We start from the raw sequence: 18075 nt of genomic DNA on the forward strand, positions 1-18075 counted from the left end.
GAATTTATTAATTATTTTAGTTGTGACGATTGCTGGGTTATATGCAATTAATTATGTTGCAAATATTTTTAGAATCAAATGGACGAATATGCTTGGTCAAAATATTATTTACGATTTACGAAAGCATCTATTTACACATGTCCAAGGGCTTTCACATCGATTCTTTGACAAGCGATCAGCGGGTTCTATATTAGTCCGAATCCTTAATGATGTAAACTCCCTTCAAGAATTATTTACAAATGGGGTTATTAATCTATTAATGGATTTTGTCCTTTTATTTGGGGTTATTTTTATTCTGTTTGGATTAAGTCCGAAACTTACACTGGCAATTTTGATTATCCTGCCACTTATGGTCTTAATCACAACTAAATTAAGAAGGAATATCAGAAGATCTTGGCAAACTGTAAGAATTAAACAATCGATGCTTAACTCACATTTGAATGAAAGCATTCAGGGGATACGCGTAACGCAGGCGTTTACCCAGGAAAAAGAAAACATCGAGTTCTTCGATGGCGTTAACAATCAAAACTTTGAAAGCTGGAGAGATGCGACCCAGAAAAATGCTATGTTCCGTCCGTTTGTTGAAATGACAAATGCAATTGGAACAGCGATTTTAATTTGGTTTGGGGCAATGCTTATTCAGGATAATGGATTAACGATTGGGGTCTTCGTTTCCTTTGCCTTTTACTTAGGGATGTTCTGGGAGCCTATTTCACGCCTTGGTCAAGTGTATAATCAACTATTAGTGGGAATGGCCTCATCTGAGCGTATTTTTGAATTCATCGATGAAAAGCCAATTGTTGGTGAAAAAGATAACGCGATTCACTTAACCGATATGAAAGGGAAGGTTGAATTTAATAAAGTTGAATTTTCATATGATGAAAGCCGTAAAGCACTAAAAGGTATTTCTTTAACGATGGAAGCTGGTAAAACTGTCGCGCTTGTCGGTCATACTGGCTCTGGTAAAACGACGATAGCAAACCTAATAAGTCGTTTTTACGATGCAACGAGTGGGGCAGTTCGCATCGATGGAATCGATATTAAAGAGCTATCGCTTCAAAGTGTTCGCTCTCAAATAAGTGTAGTCCTTCAGGATACCTTCATATTCTCTGGTACAATTAAAGACAATATTCGTTTTGGCCGCCCTGATGCAACGGATGAAGAGGTAATGGCGGCTGCAACAGCAGTCGGTGCCCATCAGTTTATTGAGAAACTTATTAACGGATATGATACAGAAGTTGAGGAAAGAGGAAATATTTTATCAGTGGGTGAACGACAATTATTATCCTTTGCCCGTGCACTTCTGGCAGACCCGAAAATTCTAATTCTCGATGAAGCAACTGCAAGTATTGATACGGAATCAGAAGTGAAAATCCAACAGGCCTTAAAACAGTTATTAAAGAATCGGACAGCAATTATCATAGCTCATAGACTTTCAACCATTCGTGAAGCCGATACGATTTTTGTATTAGATCATGGTGAAATTATTGAACAGGGTAATCATGATGAACTTATGAAACAACAAGGGGAGTATTTTGGGTTAGTAAAGGCTCAATTTAAAATGCTCGAAGCAATATAAGTATATGGACGAAAGGACTGCAGTATGGGTCCTTTCATTTTTTTATGTCATTTCGTCATGGTAGAGGTGCTTCCACATTGACGATTACTTGTGTTAAAATGGATGGTATCATCAAATTGATGGGGGAATAGCAGTGAATAAAAAAGAATTTGCGGTCATTGGCCTCGGTCGTTTCGGAGGAAGTATTTGCCGGGCATTGAGTGAAGAAGGCATGGAAGTCATGGCAATGGACATTGATGAAGATAGGGTGAATGAATATCAGGCAATTGCCTCACATGCTGTTGTAGGGGATTCTACTGATGAATCCGTCCTCAAAAGTATTGGGATTCGTAATTTTGACCTTGTCATCGTGGCAATTGGGGATAACTTAAAGGCAAGTATTCTAACAACCATTATCCTAAAGGAATTAGGAGTTAAACAAATTTGGGTAAAAGCACAAAATGATTACCATGAGAAAATCTTAAGTAAAATTGGAGCGGATCGGATTGTCCACCCGGAACGTGATATGGGAAAACGGATTGCTCACAATATCATTTCAAATAATGTATTAGATTATTTGGAGCTTTCAGATGAGCATAGTATTATTGAAATTGTAGCAGGTCAGAAAATTGATGGGAAATCTTTAATCGAATTAGATGTCCGTGCCAAATACGGGGTAACCATTGTAGCGATGAAAAGGGGCAAGAACATCATTGTATCTCCTCAAGCAACCGAGCAAATACATAGAGGGGATATCCTAATCATTATTGGAGCTGATACAGACATCAGCCGTTTCGAAAAAAACCTTATCGAAGAATAAACGTCTCTTATGAGGCGTTTTTTTAAATAATAAAAACCCACTGAGGAAAGCCTCAGTGGGTAATCAACATTGAATATAAGGGCAAATTAAAAACTTAGACCTCCATAATGATCGGTAATATCATCGGACGGCGTTTTGTCTTTTCATACAGGAACGGAGCAAGTGTGTCTGTGATTTCATTCTTAATCTCAGACCATTGCGTAGTACGGCGCTCCATTACTTTATTTAAATGCTTCGAAATCAGGGTTTGCGCATCATTGATTAAGTCTCCAGACTCACGCATATACACAAATCCACGAGAAATTAAATCAGGTCCGGCAGCAATCTTAAAGTCCTTCATATTAATACTTACTACCACAATTACAAGACCTTCTTCGGAAAGAATGCGGCGGTCACGTAATACGATATTTCCTATATCACCAATACCACTGCCATCGATATACACATTGCCTGACGGAATTTTTCCAGCTACAGACGCTTCATTCTCACTTAATGCGAGAACTTCGCCATTATCCATAATAAAGCAATTTTCCTCATATACACCACAATCTACAGCAGATTTAGCATGCATCTTTTGCATCCGATATTCACCGTGAATAGGCATGAAATACTTTGGCTGCATAAGGCGAAGCATTAATTTTTGCTCTTCTTGACCACCATGACCAGATGTATGGATATTACTTAATGGTCCGTGGATAACATCGGCACCTGCACGAGAAAGCATATTAATGATTCGACTAACGCTTAGTGTATTCCCTGGAATAGGAGAGGATGAAAATACAACTGTATCCCCAGGAATGATTTGAATTTGTCGATGTGTGCCATTAGCGATTCTTGAAAGGGCTGCCATCGATTCACCTTGGCTTCCTGTACATAAAATAACTACTTTATTCGCAGGAAGGCGGTTAATTTGATTTGCATCCACAAATGTGTCTTTCGGACACGAAATATACCCGAGATCATATCCAATTGTGATTGCCGATTCCATACTTCTTCCGAAAACTGCAATTTTTCGATCGTTTTGAACCGCGGCTTCAACCACTTGTTGAAGGCGATGAATATTGGATGCGAAAGTAGCAAAAATGATTCGACCATCTACCGTACGGAAAATATCTTGAATACTTTCGCCTACGCGTCTTTCAGACATTGTAAAATGAGGTATTTCTGCATTCGTACTATCAGATAGTAAACATAGAACCCCATCTTTTCCGATTTCCGCCATTTTTTGCAGGTTTGCAGGCTCCCCAACAGGTGTGAAATCGAACTTGAAATCTCCTGTATGTACGATTTGTCCAGGAGGTGTCTTTACGACAATCCCATATGAATCAGGAATACTATGTGTTGTTCTGAAAAAAGTAACCGATGTTTTACGGAACTTAATGATGTCATCTTCCTTAATTTCGATTAGCTTTGCCTGACGGAGTAATCCGTGCTCTTCAAGCTTGTTTCGAATTAAACCTAGGGCAAGTTTTCCGCCGTATATCGGTACATTTATTTCACGAAGTAAATAAGGAATACCACCAATATGGTCTTCATGTCCGTGGGTGATAAATAATCCCTTTATCTTCTCTTCATTCTTAACAAGAAAGCTGTAATCAGGAATAACATAGTCAATTCCCAATAGCTCGTCCTCTGGAAACTTAATTCCAGCATCGATTAGGATGATTTCATCCTGAAACTGCACGCCATAAGTGTTTTTACCGATTTCCCCAAGTCCACCTAAGGCGAAAACAGCTGTTTGATCGTTCTTAACAAATTTCATAATTCATCAAATCTCCAATACTTTATAATCTTCATTTAGTTTTTCATATTCAAGATAGGCCCCTTCCACCTGTTGAATATATTCAATGTTAATTTTCCGTTCCTTTAATTTTTGGCGCACCGCAACATGAGATTCTGCTTCAATATACACGGTTTTTGTATTTTCTCTTACAGGAACATCATAAGCATTTTCTTGATAGTAAACTTTAAAAATCATTGCCAAATCTCTCCTTAATTTCCGAAAGTTAGAGTAACTTTTTCTATTATATAAAAATATAACATGATTTTCATGTTTTTTCTTATTTTTCCTAAATAAATCTTAATAAATGCAATCTAATAGGTAAAAAGAGGGGGTATATAGGGGCAAAGACTAAGACTTTCCGGATAAAACCATTTGGGAAATGAAGTTTAATACACCGCACGCCTAAAAAACAATTATATCATTAATATAAATGATAGTACATAACGAGCCCTCCGAAACTAGGAAGGGCTCTATATTGTTTTCTCTTTGATTATGCAATTGACTTCCTTTTTAATAAATCCTGCCATTGCTTTATTAATTTTTCCCGTAACTTTTTTAGCATGACTATCATCTCCTTTTTTCCCGTACTTTAAACATTTCATCAACGGTGCTTTATTTGTCCTTATTATGTGGAAAAAAGGTCCTAATTATCATGAAAAATAAATGGAAACAACATAAAAAAGCACCGACATGCTTCGCACATCGATACTCAAACCTTAGCGTTCAATTGAAATTGCATTTTCCGGTTCAGCAAATGGGTCTTCCTCATTAATATGATCATAAAACATAACACCATTTAAATGATCAATTTCATGCTGAAAACAAATAGCAGGAAGCCCTTTTAGTTCTGCAATGACTTCTTCGCCTTCAAGGTTAATTCCTTTCACCTTGATTTTCGCATAACGGGGAACATATCCAGGTACAAGTCGGTCAACAGATAAACACCCCTCACCACTTGACAAATAACTCTTTTTAACAGAATGACTAATAATCTTTGGATTGAACAATGCGTAGCTATAAAGTATATCATCATCCTTAAGATGCACTGCAATCATCCGTTTTGATACATTAATTTGTGGTGCAGCTAACCCTATTCCTGGTCGAAGCCCATATTTTTCTGCAATTTCTGGGTCCTGGCTGTTCTTTACATATTCAATGAGATCTTCTAAAATATTTCGGTCTTCATCCGTTGCTGGCAAAGCAACCTCTTTTGCGACCTGCCTTAATGTTGGGTGGCCTTCCCGGATTATATTTTCCATTGTTATCATTGATATCACTTCCTGATCTTGATGCTTATTGTAGTTTAAGTTTAACAAAGGTCTCATCATTTTTAAATATAAAAGTAGTGCATCAACTTTGTTCTAAAGCTTGGACAATTTAATATATTTAAAAATAGACCAAAACAAAAAAATATGTTATGAAAACCCACTATTATATAGTATATTGTAAGTAGCTAAGGGGGAGCAGATCGTGAAAAATAAAACGTTTAAATTTTTATTTGTTTTAATTTCTTTGGTTTTTCTCTTAATGGGATGTACGGGTGGACCATCTCCTGGAGAACAAATTTACGAAACATTGGAAAAAGTGGTCACAGTTGAAAAAGACTTTGAGGAACAACAAGATCCACTAGTGGACTTGGAGAAGAAAGAAAAAGAGCTTTACGATCAAATTTTGACTTTAGGTATGAAGGAATTTGATCAAATCGTTACATTATCTAATGAAGCTCTGACTATTGTTGCTGATCGTGAAACAAGGATAAACAATGAACATGAGAGTATCAATGCTTCGAAAAAGGAGTTTCAAAAAATTGATTCCTTTATTTCAGAGATAAAAGAAGATAGTCTTAAGGAAGAGGCAAATGCGTTAGTGTCGTTGATGAATGAGCGCTATGAAAGCTATGAGGAATTGTATTCTTCCTATATAGAGGCCATTGGACATGATAAAAAATTATATGAAATGTTCCAAAATGAAAAATTAACATTAGATGAATTGGAACAACAAATTAATCTTATTAACGGAACCTATGAAAAAGTGGTTGCTGCAAATGAGGAATTTAATAAACTAACGGATCAATACAATAATGCAAAGGTTTCATTTTATAAAAATGCTGGACTAGAAGTTGTCTTTAAAGAAGAAAAATAATACACATGATGAAAGGGCTACCAATGTTGGTAGTCCTTTTCTTATGGCTTCTAAGGGATTTCTTATAAAAAAACGTCAAAGAAAAATGAATTTTAATGATACAGATGATAATTGTGTATTGGTACAGTTTGAAAAAGTGGAAAAATATACAAAAGATAAAACTGAGACGGACAAGTTATAAAAACAGTAAACAAACAATTTGACGACTCTCTTTCATTGTTGTAAACTTGGAAATGGATAGAGAGCAGTTGTATTAATTGCTTTACTAAAATAATTAATACAGCATCATTTAGGAGTCAGAATATCCTTTTCGAGCATTGCTATTAATCACTACATCTAAAGACCATGTTCGGTAGGGTAAAAAATGTCTTTGAAAAGATATATTTGGGTAACCTAATGCTGTATGTTTTGTATTAAAGAAAATAGGGTAAGGAAGGAAGCGAGTATTGATGGCTGTAAAAGCAAATGTCTTTGATTTACAAGGGCAACTGAATAAAGTTGCAGAAAACTTTCCTATGTTTCAGATCTTAAATGAAGAAGGAGAAGTAGTAAATAAAGCTGCTGTTCCTGATTTAAGTGATGATCAATTAAAAGAATTAATGAGAAGAATGGTTTATACACGTATCCTTGACCAACGTTCTATTTCATTAAACCGTCAAGGTCGTTTAGGTTTCTATGCACCAACTGCAGGTCAAGAAGCATCTCAACTTGCATCACAATTTGCATTAGAGAAAGAAGATTTTATTTTACCTGGTTACCGTGATGTACCTCAGATTGTTTGGCACGGATTGCCATTATATCAAGCATTCTTATTCTCACGTGGACATTTCCATGGGAACCAAATGCCTGAAGGAGTTAATGTAATCTCTCCACAAATCATCATTGGGGCACAATACGTACAGTGTGCTGGTGTTGCCTTAGGAATGAAAAAACGCGGTAAGAAATCAGTTGCTATCACTTATACTGGTGACGGTGGGACTTCACAAGGTGATTTCTATGAAGGAATTAACTTTGCTGGAGCGTTCAAAGCACCTGCTATATTCATGGTTCAAAATAACCGTTTTGCAATTTCTACACCTGTTGAGAAACAATCAGCAGCACATACTTTAGCTCAAAAAGCTGTAGCAGCTGGTATTCCAGGAATTCAAGTAGATGGAATGGATCCACTTGCAGTTTATGTAGCTGTTAAAGAAGCTCGTGAGCGCGCAGTTAATGGTGAAGGTCCAACATTAATTGAGACTATGACATACCGTTACGGTCCACATACAATGGCTGGGGATGACCCAACAAGATATCGTACATCTGAGCTTGACAATGAATGGGAAAAGAAAGATCCACTAGTTCGTTTCCGTAAGTACCTTGAAGGTAAAGGTATTTGGAATGAAGAATTAGAAAACCAAGTCATTGAAGAAGCAAAAGAAGATATCAAGAATGCAATCAAAAAAGCAGATGAACAACCAAAACAAAAGGTTACTGACCTAATTTCACATATGTTCGAACAGCTTCCTCAAAATCTAGAGGAGCAAATGGAAATCTATAAAGCGAAGGAGTCGAAGTAAGCCATGGCGCAAATGACAATGATTCAAGCAATCACTGATGCGTTACGCACAGAATTAAAAAATGACCCTAATGTCTTAGTTTTTGGTGAAGACGTTGGAGTTAACGGCGGTGTGTTCCGTGCTACTGAAGGCCTACAGGCTGAATTCGGTGAAGATCGTGTATTTGATACGCCACTTGCTGAATCGGGTATTGGCGGGCTTGCTGTTGGTCTTAGTTTAGAGGGCTACCGTCCAGTTCCAGAAATTCAGTTCTTTGGATTTGTCTATGAAGTTATTGATTCTATTAGTGGCCAATTAGCACGTATGCGTTATCGTTCAGGTGGACGCTATACTGCTCCTGTAACGATTCGTTCACCATTTGGTGGTGGTGTACATACACCAGAACTTCATGCTGATAGCTTGGAGGGACTAATGGCACAACAACCTGGATTAAAGGTTGTTATCCCATCAACTCCGTATGATGCTAAAGGTTTATTGATCGCTGCAATTCGTGACAATGATCCAGTTATCTTCTTAGAGCATATGAAACTATATCGTTCATTCCGCCAAGAAGTTCCAGAGGGTGAATACACGATCGAGCTTGGTAAAGCGGAAGTGAAGCGTGAAGGTAAAGATCTTACTATGATTTCTTATGGTGCTATGGTACATGAATGCTTAAAAGCAGCTACAGAATTAGAAAAAGAAGGTATTTCCGCAGAGGTAATTGACCTTCGTACTGTAAGTCCAATAGATATTCCAACAATCATTGCTTCTGTTGAAAAAACAGGACGCGCTATTGTTGTTCAAGAGGCGCAAAAACAAGCTGGGATTGCAGCCAACGTAGTTGCTGAAATCAATGACCGTGCAATCTTAAGTCTAGAAGCTCCTGTATTACGTGTAGCTGCACCTGATACAGTATTTCCTTTCTCACAAGCAGAATCAGTTTGGTTACCAAACTTTAAGGATGTATTAGAAACAGCTAAGAAAGTATTGAATTTCTAATTAATCAAAATAGAGGGAGTAACTCCCTTAACGGTATTTAAAAGCCTTTGGCGTACGATAGAAGAGGAATTACATCATAAGTAAATGACCGTACGCCGAAAAGGCATATTCGACAAGAAACTAACTATTTAGGAGGCGAAAACCGTGGCATTTGAATTTAAGTTGCCAGATATCGGTGAAGGTATCCATGAGGGTGAAATCGTAAAATGGTTTGTTAAACCAGGCGATGAAGTTAATGAGGACGATGTTCTTTGTGAGGTTCAAAATGATAAAGCAGTAGTAGAAATCCCTTCTCCTGTTAAAGGAAAAGTATTAGACATACTGGTAGAAGAAGGAACTGTTGCTATCGTTGGAGATACTCTAATTAAATTTGATGCTCCTGGATATGAGGACATTCAATTTAAAGGTGAAGAATCAGAAGAAGCTCCTAAAGAAGAAGCACAGGCGCAAGCAACAAATGAGACTGCTTCAGAAGCAACTGCGCCAGCAGCTGAAGTCGACGAAAGCCGTCGTATTATTGCTATGCCTTCAGTTCGTAAATATGCACGTGAAAAAGGAATCGATATTAAAAAGGTTGCAGGCAGCGGAGATAATGGTAGAATAATGAAGTCAGATATTGATGCATTTATTTCTGGTGGTGCAACTGCTGCTCCATTAGCACAGGCGGCTGAAGCTCCACAAACAGCTAAAGAAGAAGCAGCGAAAGCGCCTGCAAAACAACCAATTCCTGCAGGTCAATATCCAGAAACTCGTGAAAAGATGAGTGGAATTCGTAAAGCAATTGCTAAAGCAATGGTTAACTCTAAACATACAGCGCCACACGTTACATTAATGGACGAAGTGGATGTAACAGCATTGGTTGCACACCGTAAGCAATTCAAAGCTATTGCAGCTGAAAAAGGTATTAAATTAACATACCTACCTTATGTAGTGAAGGCATTAACTTCAGCATTACGTGAATTCCCTGCATTAAATACATCTCTTGATGATGCAACTGACGAGATTATTCATAAGCACTACTACAATATCGGTATTGCAGCTGATACTGAAAGAGGTCTTCTTGTTCCGGTTGTTAAAGATGCAGATCGTAAATCAATATTCACAATTTCAAATGAGATTAATGAATTAGCAGGTAAGGCTCGTGATGGTAAGCTTGCTCCGGATGAAATGAAAGGTGCATCATGTACTATCAGCAATATTGGGTCAGCAGGCGGACAATGGTTCACTCCTGTTATTAACCATCCTGAAGTTGCAATCTTAGGTATCGGTCGTATTGCAGAAAAACCGGTTGTAAAAAATGGTGAGATTGTTGTAGCACCAGTACTTGCTATATCACTAAGCTTTGACCACCGTATGATTGATGGGGCTACTGCTCAAAACGCTCTCAACCAAATCAAACGTTTGTTAAATGACCCACAACTATTATTAATGGAGGCGTAATTCAAAATGGTAGTAGGAGATTTCCCGATCGAAACAGATACTATAGTAATTGGTGCCGGCCCTGGTGGATATGTAGCAGCCATTCGTGCAGCTCAGCTTGGACAAAAGGTAACCATCGTTGAGAAAGCTACTGTTGGTGGTGTTTGTCTTAACGTTGGATGTATCCCATCAAAGGCATTAATCTCCGCGGGACACCGTTATGAAACAGCTAAAGATTCTGAATCAATGGGAATTAAAGCTGAAAATGTTACTCTTGACTTTTCTAAAGTTCAAGCATTTAAAGATGGTGTTGTAAAGAAATTAACTGGTGGAGTAGCAGGACTTTTAAAAGCTAATAAAGTGGAAGTTGTTAAAGGGGAAGCATACTTCGTTGATGCAAACTCCCTTCGTGTAATGAGTGAAAACTCTGCACAAACATACAATTTCAAAAACGCTATTATTGCTACTGGATCTCGTCCAATTGAGATACCATCCTTTAAATATTCAAAACGTGTACTTGATTCAACAGGAGCATTAGGACTTCAAGAAGTACCTGAAAAAATCGTTGTAATCGGCGGCGGTGTTATCGGTATTGAACTTGGTGGTGCTTATGCTAACTTTGGATCACAAGTAACGATCCTAGAAGGTGCAGATGACATTCTTCTTGGATTTGAAAAGCAAATGACTGCAATTGTTAAAAAGAACCTTAAGAAAAAAGGTGCTGAAATCATCGCTAAGGCGTTAGCCAAAGGTGTGGAAGAAACCGAAACTGGTGTAACAGTGAAGTATGAAGCAAATGGTCAAGAACAATCAATTGATGCAGATTATGTATTCGTAATGGTTGGACGCCGCCCTAATACTGATGAGCTTGGATTAGAGCTTGCTGGTGTTAAAATGAGCGAAAGAGGCATAATTGAAGTTGACAAGCAATGCCGTACAAGTGTAAGCAATATTTTTGCAATCGGTGATATTGTTGCAGGACCTCAATTAGCACACAAAGCTTCATATGAAGGTAAAATTGCAGCAGAAGCAATTGCTGGGGAAGCATCTGAAATTGACTACTTAGGTATTCCTGCTGTAGTATTCTCCGAACCTGAACTTGCTACTGTTGGCTACACTGAACAACAAGCAAAAGAAGAAGGAATTGAAATTATTGCAGCTAAATTCCCATATGCAGCAAATGGTCGTGCGCTTGCACTTGAAGCAACAGATGGTTTTGTGAAGCTCATTACTCGTAAAGAAGATGGACTTCTCATTGGTGCTCAAGTAGCTGGTGAAAGTGCATCAGATATTATTTCTGAATTGGGTCTAGCTGTTGAAGCTGGAATGACAGCAGAAGACATTGCAATGACAATTCACGCTCACCCAACACTCGGTGAAATTACAATGGAAGCAGCAGAAGTTGCTTTAGGATCTCCAATCCACATTGCAAAATAATAAATACAAAAAAATCGCTCCTTATGGGGCGATTTTTTTGTTATCGATTCCTTCTGCTCTCTTTATTTGGAACTAGTCGTTGAAGATAATACATTTTCTAGGGGGGTGATAATTTCATCTTTGCCAACATTTCCTTCAATTTTTTCAAGGACTTTATCTTGTTGGACAATTAATAATGATGGATATACTTCTATCTCATATTTAGTATAAAGTCTATTATCATTGGAAGAAACAACCTTCATATTAGCGATTTCTGTTGGGAATTTTATTTTAAGCTCCAGTAACGCATCATAATAGCTGCTTTCATTGCGTAGATTATCCTCATCTGAAAAAAAGATAATTTGTTTTTCGTCGGTTTCCGGTATTAGTGGCTGTGACTTGTACGAAGAACACGAAGAAAGAATAATAAAAGAAAGTATGATTAGAAGATTTGCTTTCATTTTTTTCACTCTTTCATAAAATAGTCAAATGTATAGGTCTTTACAACTATTATCAAATACGCCTTGGCGTATTTGTCGCCCGAAATTTTTCGAGCACGTCTCGAAAAATTTCCTTTGAAAAATCGTGGCATCCGCCGGAGGCATACGACTTTATTCATTAGGGTTGATAGTCCCTAATGAATAAAGTTGTATAATACAAAACACCTATTTCTTCATTCCAATTCATTTTATCATGTATTCTAAAAATTCTTACCGATGTAATCGATTTGTTACATAAATGAAAAATACTACCATTTTTCTGTGCATATTAATTAATATAGTTAATAGAAATTTATAGAAGACAAGCATATAACCTGAAGGTAAAAGGGGAGTTTCTTCATGAAGGTTTATGTAATTGGGTTAATTCAGATTTTAATTTGGAGTACTTTTTCATTGGTGTCATGGTTGTCAGGCTCTGACAGCCTTCTAGCCAAAGGGATATTATTGATTATTTTTTGTTATGTCGCCTTCTTAATCGCGAATAAGATTGGGTTGACACGAAAAGGATCCTTTCTTATTACAGTCATTTCATTTTTTTGTTTTTTCTCGTTTGAAAAAGTGTTTTGGGTCTTCACGTAAATAGACCATATCTCTAGGATATGGTCTATTTTTTATTTCTCCATGTTGGCTATTTTCGTTTGTAAAAATACATGATACGTCCATTAAATAGGTGTAATTCACCCTCGAGTTTTTTAGCTAAAAACTTGCAAAATTCATTTGCTTTTCCCTTGTCTCCTGCCGTTGAACTTTGAGGAAGAGTGACCTGGATATAGCTGTGTTCTGTCGTCTCACCATTTTCATCTTTCATTTCCTCATGCCCAACTCCAACAACGATTGCATTGTATTTTTGGTGATTTGATTTTAAGTAAAACCAGTTTTTTTCTTGATTAACTTCTTTTATTTGGTAGGGGAATGCAGCATGATCATAATCCCAATCAAGCTGTTTGCCTGTTTTACCTGTAATTTCTTTGTAATAGCTAAAGTGGTCTCTAACATCATCAAGTGAAATATGTTGTACGTTTGAATTACTGACAAGCTTTATGTATGCGTTTTCCAAACTTTTCACTCCTACTCAAAATTGTATTCAATAAGTAACTCTCATTCTATGGGAATCCACTCTTATTCTAGCATTTAATTGGTAATACTTACAACTTCAGATTGATTGGGATGCTCAATATATGCGGTTTGTTTGTATTTATGATAAAAATAAACATAAAATATTTAAAAATGTTATACAATTAACCATTGACGAAGTGAATGTGACATACTATTATATAAATAACATAACATAAAACGTTTTCAAAATGAGTTAAATGAAATCTACTTTTCGAAAGGGGCTTTGAATAATGGGTACAATCATCTGTCAAACTTGTAGCGAGACAATTGAGCATTTTGAATATGAGAAGGTTACAACACTTTATTCAACATGCGACCACTGCGATTGCCGTCACGAAGAGAACTAACTTTATATGAGGACATGAAAAAAGCATGCAGAATTTGCATGCTTTCTTTTTGGGTTTTCATCGAATAGCTCGATGTTCTTTAATGACGCGTAGAAATTTTAACTCATAATCCTCAGGTCCTTGAACAGGGAGACCTGCTTCAATATTCGTTAGAATATAGCTTAAGTTCTCTTCAGTTATGATTTCTCCAGGGATAAAGATTGGGATTCCTGGAGGGTATACCATCACGAATTCCGCTATAACACGTCCTGCAGATTCTTCAAATGGTACCACTTCAGTTTCTGAATAAAATGCATCCCGTGGTGATAATGCGAGAAGAGGTATATCTGGAAGCAATACTTCCGGAACGATTCTTGACTCTGAATAATGGGATACTTCATCAGAAAGATCAGCTAAAGCAGTGATAAGTAACTCAGCCTCTTTTATTGTATCTCCAGGTGTCACAATGCAAAGGATGTTATATAGGTCAGACATTTCCACTTCGATATTGTATTTTTCACGTAGCCAAACTTCTGCATCTGAACCAGTTATTCCAAGATCTTTTACCGAAATAACCAATTTGGTTGGATCAAAGTCAAATGCAGCTTTTGAACCTAAAATTTCTCGTCCGACACAGTACAGTTTTTCTATTTCATTGATTTTGTCCCGAATGTAATTGGATAATTCAATCGTTTTTTCAATCAGTTCATGGCCTTCAGTCACTAAACGTTTTCTAGCAACGTCTAAAGATGCTAATAACAAATAAGAGGTAGACGTTGTAGTAAGCATACTCAAAATCGATTGAACTCTGTTAGTGGAAACCAACCCTTCTCTTACATTTAGAATAGAGCTTTGTGTCATTGACCCTCCAAGTTTATGGACGCTTGTAGCGGCCATATCAGCACCAGCCTGCATTGCTGATAGGGGTAGCTCTTCGTGGAAGTGTATATGAACTCCATGTGCTTCGTCCACAAGAACAGGAACTTCATAAGAATGAGCAATTTCTACGATTCTTTTTAGGTCGGCGGCTATCCCGAAATAGGTTGGATTAATGACAAGCAAACCTTTTGCATCCGGATGCTGTTCGAGAGCCTTTTCAACTGAGTCAGTTGTGATACCATGAGAAATCCCTAATGTATTATCGATTTCAGGATGGATAAAAATTGGAACTGCACCGGAAAAAACAATTGCGGACATAACAGATTTATGCACGTTTCTCGGTACTATGATTTTATCTCCAGGACCACAGACAGTCATGACCATTGTCATTATTGCTCCACTAGTACCTTGAACTGAAAAAAATGTATGGTCTGCGCCAAAGGCTTCAGCAGCCAGGTCTTGTGCTTGCTTAATTATCCCTTTAGGTTGATGGAGATCATCTAAAGGCCCAATATTGATTAAGTCAATAGACAGGGCATTATCACCGATAAAATTTCGAAATTCAGGATCAATCCCAGCTCCTTTTTTATGTCCAGGAATATGGAATTGGGTTGGATTCTTTTTTGCGTGTTCAACAAGACCAGTAAATAATGGTGTTTCATTTTGCAACAATTGATAACCACACCTCTTTATTTAAATTGAATAAACATACATTTATACATAAAACAAATGAATTATAGCACTTCTCATACCGTTTGCATACAAAAACTTTTCTCCCTCTTAAATTGTCTCATTGATTGATTATTAAACATTTTATGGACTGTTAAATCTTTGCTAAAAAATAAAAAGAGGAGTTTCTAGCTGTAATCTCGAAATGGTTTATTGGAAAGGTGGGAGATCAATGAATTGGGAAACAAAGGTTTCTACTTTATTAGGTATTAAATACCCAATCATTCAGGGAGGACTTGCTTATTTAGCATATTCGGAGCTTGCAGCCGCTGTGTCCAATGCTGGAGGACTTGGTCAAATTACGGCAATGTCACTTAATTCACCAGAAGAACTTCGCAATGAAATTAAAAAAGTAAAAGAACTAACAAAAAATCCGTTCGGAGTTAACTATGCCATTGGACAACATGGAAGGGCATTTTCAGATATGCTTGAAGTGGCAATTGAGGAAGAAGTGCCTGTCATTACAATGACTGGTGGAAATCCAGCACCGATTTTTGAACGATTGAGAGGTGTTAATACAAAGAAACTCGTTCTAGTTGCTGCAAGAAGACAAGCGCAAAAAGCAGAAGAGCTAGGGGCAGATGCTGTGATGGTTGTCGGACAAGAGGGTGGAGGTCACCTTGGCAGACAGGATATCGGAACAATGGTCCTTATTCCACAGGTAGTCGATGCTGTATCTATTCCGGTTATCGCTTCAGGCGGGATTGGTGATGCTCGCGGCCTAATGGCAGCATTAAGCTTAGGGGCTGAAGGAATCGAAATGGGTACTCGTTTTATTGCCACGAAAGAATGTGTTCATGCCCATCAAGGCTATAAAGACGCATTGATTAAGGGAACTGAAAATGATACAGTTGTGATTAAACGAACACTTGGAGCACCGGGTCGAGCGATTTCAAATGAGTGGACTTCCAAAATTCTTCAGTTAGAAGAAGCCAATATCGGATATGAAGGATTAAGGGATTACATAAGTGGTCAAGCTAATATGAGCTATATTTATGATGGAAATTTAGATAGTGGTTTTGCTTGGGCGGGTCAGGTGATGGGGCTTATTAAAGACGAACCAACAGTGGCTGAGTTATTTGAGCGAATGACCTCCGAGGCAGAGCAAATTAGCAACAAGTGGAATAAATAGAGGTGAGATAATTGGATTATCAATATCCAATCTCTTTAGATTGGAGCACGAACGAAGTGGTTGATGTAATCGCCTTTTTCGAATGTGTTGAAAGGGCATATGAGAAGGGGATTGCTAGGGAACAAATGATGAAGGCATATAAGCGTTTTAAAGAAATTGTTCCAAGTAAATCAGAGGAAAAACAGGTGTGTGGTGAATTCGAAGAAACAAGCGGTTATTCTGCATATCGTGTGATCCAAAAAGCAAAAGAAAATACGGAAATCATCAAAATGTAACATTATTTAGCTGGGGTCCAAACCCCGACTAAATAATGATACAGACTCCGGCGTATGCCACAGATTTTTAAAAGAAAATTTTCGAGCTTCGGATCAAAGACTAAGAACGCCACGTCCTGTGGCAACGTCTTTGTAAAACACATTGTGTGGGCCTAAAAAAATCTGGGCGCAAATACGCCATAGCGTATTTGATTAAAAGGATGTCCTGTTTTGGAACAGGACATCCTTTTTTAAAAATCTAAGCTTGTCGAAAAATGATTATTTATCAAAACTCTACTTTGAACTTTTTTGCGCTAACTGGTATAATGGTAATAACTTTCTGAAAGTTCCATCAATTGCTCGTACTAACTCTTCTGCTTTCATATCTATTACTTCGTCTCGAGAAATGTTAATTCCACAAAGAATTTCAGCCTTTTTGACGGTTTGTAGTCGTGTGAACATCGATTCTAGATCTTGTTCGTTTAACCCTTGGTGAATAAGTGTGTCTGGTTTTGTATGATCGACTGACCATAGAAAATGGTTGGGGACACTTTTTCTAATTTTTTTCGAATGAGCCTTTAAAATGCTCCCAAACTCTGCTTTAATCGGTGCCTCATAAATCACAGCAAACCAAACGAATAGATGGGTATTCCACAATCCGATTTGAAAATGAGGCAGCATTTTATAGCCGCGCTTATTATTTGCAAAAGCAACCCAAGTATCTTTAGGTGGATTAATCGTTCTTCTTGCATGCTTTGCCACATGAGCAAACATTTCATCTCCCGTCAAACTTGAGAGTGTAGGTGCAAAATGGTTCCCTAAATACTCTAATTTAGGTCGGACATGTGTAATTAAAGCATCCATTCGATTTTCAAGTCCATCTATCTTAAAAACATCAAAGTCTTCTTTTGTAAACCCTGTAAAAGTCATTCTTAGTATCCCCCTATTGATATTCCTAATCGTATTTTACCAAAAACAATTGAAAATCTGAACTAGCATGCTTGGAGCCTATCTAGGTATACGCACATATTTGTTACAATGCTCCAGTTTTTTCATAAGATAGTAGTAACAAGTGGAATAGTCAAAAGTGATGGTGGTTGAACGAAATAGACGAAAGGGGTGCGGAAATTGAAACAAGTGATTAATGATTTAAAGCGTAAAGACGGAGAAAAACGCTTGGCAGTGTTACGTTTAGAAGTTGATTATGAATTGGCAACCCTTTATGATGCGATGATTGAAAATGATGAAATGAAAAAGGCAGAATGTAAAAAGAAACTACAAAAATTAAGCAAAGAAATAATGAAAATTGAGGCATAAAAGATTGAGGCGAACCAAAGTTGGTTCGCTTTCCTTATTGCTTGCTTTTCCATAAATAAGTAAAGTAAGCTTTAAAGAAAGATACTTAGCATATACTATCCGTTGGATAACTTAATTCATCGGAGCTGAATTAAGTTATCCAAC

The 18075-nt window shown here is 37.3% G+C and carries 18 protein-coding genes; 11 read left to right on the forward strand and 7 right to left on the reverse strand.

Annotated elements, in window-relative coordinates:
• A partial coding sequence (locus tag V7147_RS20845; protein WP_335369729.1) for an ABC transporter ATP-binding protein occupies positions 1 to 1579 on the forward strand: 1579 nt, incomplete at its 5' end.
• A 133-nt stretch (positions 1580 to 1712) separates the two neighbouring features.
• A complete protein-coding gene (locus V7147_RS20850) occupies positions 1713 to 2378 on the forward strand; it encodes a potassium channel family protein (RefSeq protein WP_335369730.1) in 666 nt (221 codons plus the stop codon).
• Positions 2379 to 2472: 94 nt separating this feature from the next.
• Here the strand turns inward: V7147_RS20850 and rnjA are convergent, their stop codons facing one another.
• From rnjA to def, 3 genes are all read right to left on the reverse strand, one after another.
• A complete protein-coding gene (rnjA, locus tag V7147_RS20855) occupies positions 2473 to 4140 on the reverse strand; it encodes a ribonuclease J1 (RefSeq protein WP_335369731.1) in 1668 nt (555 codons plus the stop codon).
• 6 nt (positions 4141 to 4146) lie between these two features.
• The gene (locus V7147_RS20860; RefSeq protein ID WP_335369732.1) at positions 4147 to 4356 is read right to left on the reverse strand and encodes a DNA-dependent RNA polymerase subunit epsilon; all 210 of its coding nucleotides are present in this window, start codon (positions 4354 to 4356) and stop codon (positions 4147 to 4149) included.
• A 521-nt stretch (positions 4357 to 4877) separates the two neighbouring features.
• A complete protein-coding gene (gene def / locus V7147_RS20865) occupies positions 4878 to 5429 on the reverse strand; it encodes a peptide deformylase (protein ID WP_335369733.1) in 552 nt (183 codons plus the stop codon).
• Between the two features lie 202 nt (positions 5430 to 5631).
• Here def and V7147_RS20870 point away from each other — a divergent pair, with 202 nt between their 5' ends.
• The 5 genes from V7147_RS20870 (at position 5632) to lpdA (ending at position 11699) form a co-directional block, all read left to right on the forward strand.
• A complete protein-coding gene (locus tag V7147_RS20870; RefSeq protein ID WP_335369734.1) occupies positions 5632 to 6303 on the forward strand; it encodes a YkyA family protein in 672 nt (223 codons plus the stop codon).
• A 449-nt stretch (positions 6304 to 6752) separates the two neighbouring features.
• Positions 6753 to 7862 carry a pyruvate dehydrogenase (acetyl-transferring) E1 component subunit alpha gene (gene pdhA / locus V7147_RS20875; RefSeq protein ID WP_335369735.1) on the forward strand — a complete coding sequence of 370 codons (1110 nt, stop codon included), beginning with the start codon at positions 6753 to 6755 and terminating at the stop codon, positions 7860 to 7862.
• 3 nt (positions 7863 to 7865) lie between these two features.
• The gene (locus V7147_RS20880) at positions 7866 to 8843 is read left to right on the forward strand and encodes an alpha-ketoacid dehydrogenase subunit beta (RefSeq protein WP_335369736.1); all 978 of its coding nucleotides are present in this window, start codon (positions 7866 to 7868) and stop codon (positions 8841 to 8843) included.
• Between the two features lie 144 nt (positions 8844 to 8987).
• A complete protein-coding gene (locus V7147_RS20885; RefSeq protein ID WP_335369737.1) occupies positions 8988 to 10283 on the forward strand; it encodes a dihydrolipoamide acetyltransferase family protein in 1296 nt (431 codons plus the stop codon).
• 6 nt (positions 10284 to 10289) lie between these two features.
• Positions 10290 to 11699 carry a dihydrolipoyl dehydrogenase gene (lpdA, locus tag V7147_RS20890; RefSeq protein WP_335369738.1) on the forward strand — a complete coding sequence of 470 codons (1410 nt, stop codon included), beginning with the start codon at positions 10290 to 10292 and terminating at the stop codon, positions 11697 to 11699.
• 62 nt (positions 11700 to 11761) lie between these two features.
• Here the strand turns inward: lpdA and V7147_RS20895 are convergent, their stop codons facing one another.
• Together V7147_RS20895 and V7147_RS20900 are read right to left on the reverse strand one after the other, a co-directional pair.
• Positions 11762 to 12139: a hypothetical protein gene (locus tag V7147_RS20895; protein WP_335369739.1), complete on the reverse strand. Its 378-nt coding sequence runs from the start codon at positions 12137 to 12139 to the stop codon at positions 11762 to 11764.
• Positions 12140 to 12806: 667 nt separating this feature from the next.
• Entirely contained in the window at positions 12807 to 13235 is a 429-nt protein-coding gene (locus V7147_RS20900) for a DUF1885 family protein (protein ID WP_335369740.1), read from the reverse strand.
• A gap of 289 nt (positions 13236 to 13524) precedes the next feature.
• Here V7147_RS20900 and V7147_RS20905 point away from each other — a divergent pair, with 289 nt between their 5' ends.
• On the forward strand, positions 13525 to 13641 hold the full coding sequence (locus tag V7147_RS20905) for a GapA-binding peptide SR1P (protein ID WP_010282821.1): 117 nt from the start codon (positions 13525 to 13527) through the stop codon (positions 13639 to 13641).
• A 57-nt stretch (positions 13642 to 13698) separates the two neighbouring features.
• Here V7147_RS20905 and V7147_RS20910 read toward each other — a convergent pair whose 3' ends face one another.
• Complete coding sequence (locus V7147_RS20910) at positions 13699 to 15171, reverse strand: aminotransferase class I/II-fold pyridoxal phosphate-dependent enzyme (protein WP_335369741.1); 1473 nt, start codon at positions 15169 to 15171, stop codon at positions 13699 to 13701.
• Between the two features lie 229 nt (positions 15172 to 15400).
• Here V7147_RS20910 and V7147_RS20915 point away from each other — a divergent pair, with 229 nt between their 5' ends.
• Both V7147_RS20915 and V7147_RS20920 read left to right on the forward strand, forming a co-directional pair.
• Positions 15401 to 16360 (forward strand): NAD(P)H-dependent flavin oxidoreductase, encoded by a 960-nt coding sequence (locus V7147_RS20915; RefSeq protein WP_335369742.1) that lies wholly within the window; start codon positions 15401 to 15403, stop codon positions 16358 to 16360.
• Between the two features lie 11 nt (positions 16361 to 16371).
• Entirely contained in the window at positions 16372 to 16635 is a 264-nt protein-coding gene (locus V7147_RS20920) for a UPF0223 family protein (protein ID WP_335369743.1), read from the forward strand.
• 273 nt (positions 16636 to 16908) lie between these two features.
• On the opposite strand, the gene V7147_RS20925 is transcribed toward V7147_RS20920, so the two are convergent.
• Complete coding sequence (locus V7147_RS20925; RefSeq protein ID WP_335369744.1) at positions 16909 to 17544, reverse strand: YktB family protein; 636 nt, start codon at positions 17542 to 17544, stop codon at positions 16909 to 16911.
• A 198-nt stretch (positions 17545 to 17742) separates the two neighbouring features.
• Between V7147_RS20925 and V7147_RS20930 the strand changes: the two genes are divergently transcribed.
• Positions 17743 to 17931 carry a hypothetical protein gene (locus V7147_RS20930; protein WP_335369745.1) on the forward strand — a complete coding sequence of 63 codons (189 nt, stop codon included), beginning with the start codon at positions 17743 to 17745 and terminating at the stop codon, positions 17929 to 17931.
• Positions 17932 to 18075 lie beyond the last annotated feature (144 nt).

Origin of the sequence: Bacillus sp. JJ1521 (assembly GCF_036965165.1) — a bacterium.
Taxonomy (GTDB): Bacteria; Bacillota; Bacilli; order Bacillales; family Bacillaceae_L; genus Ferdinandcohnia.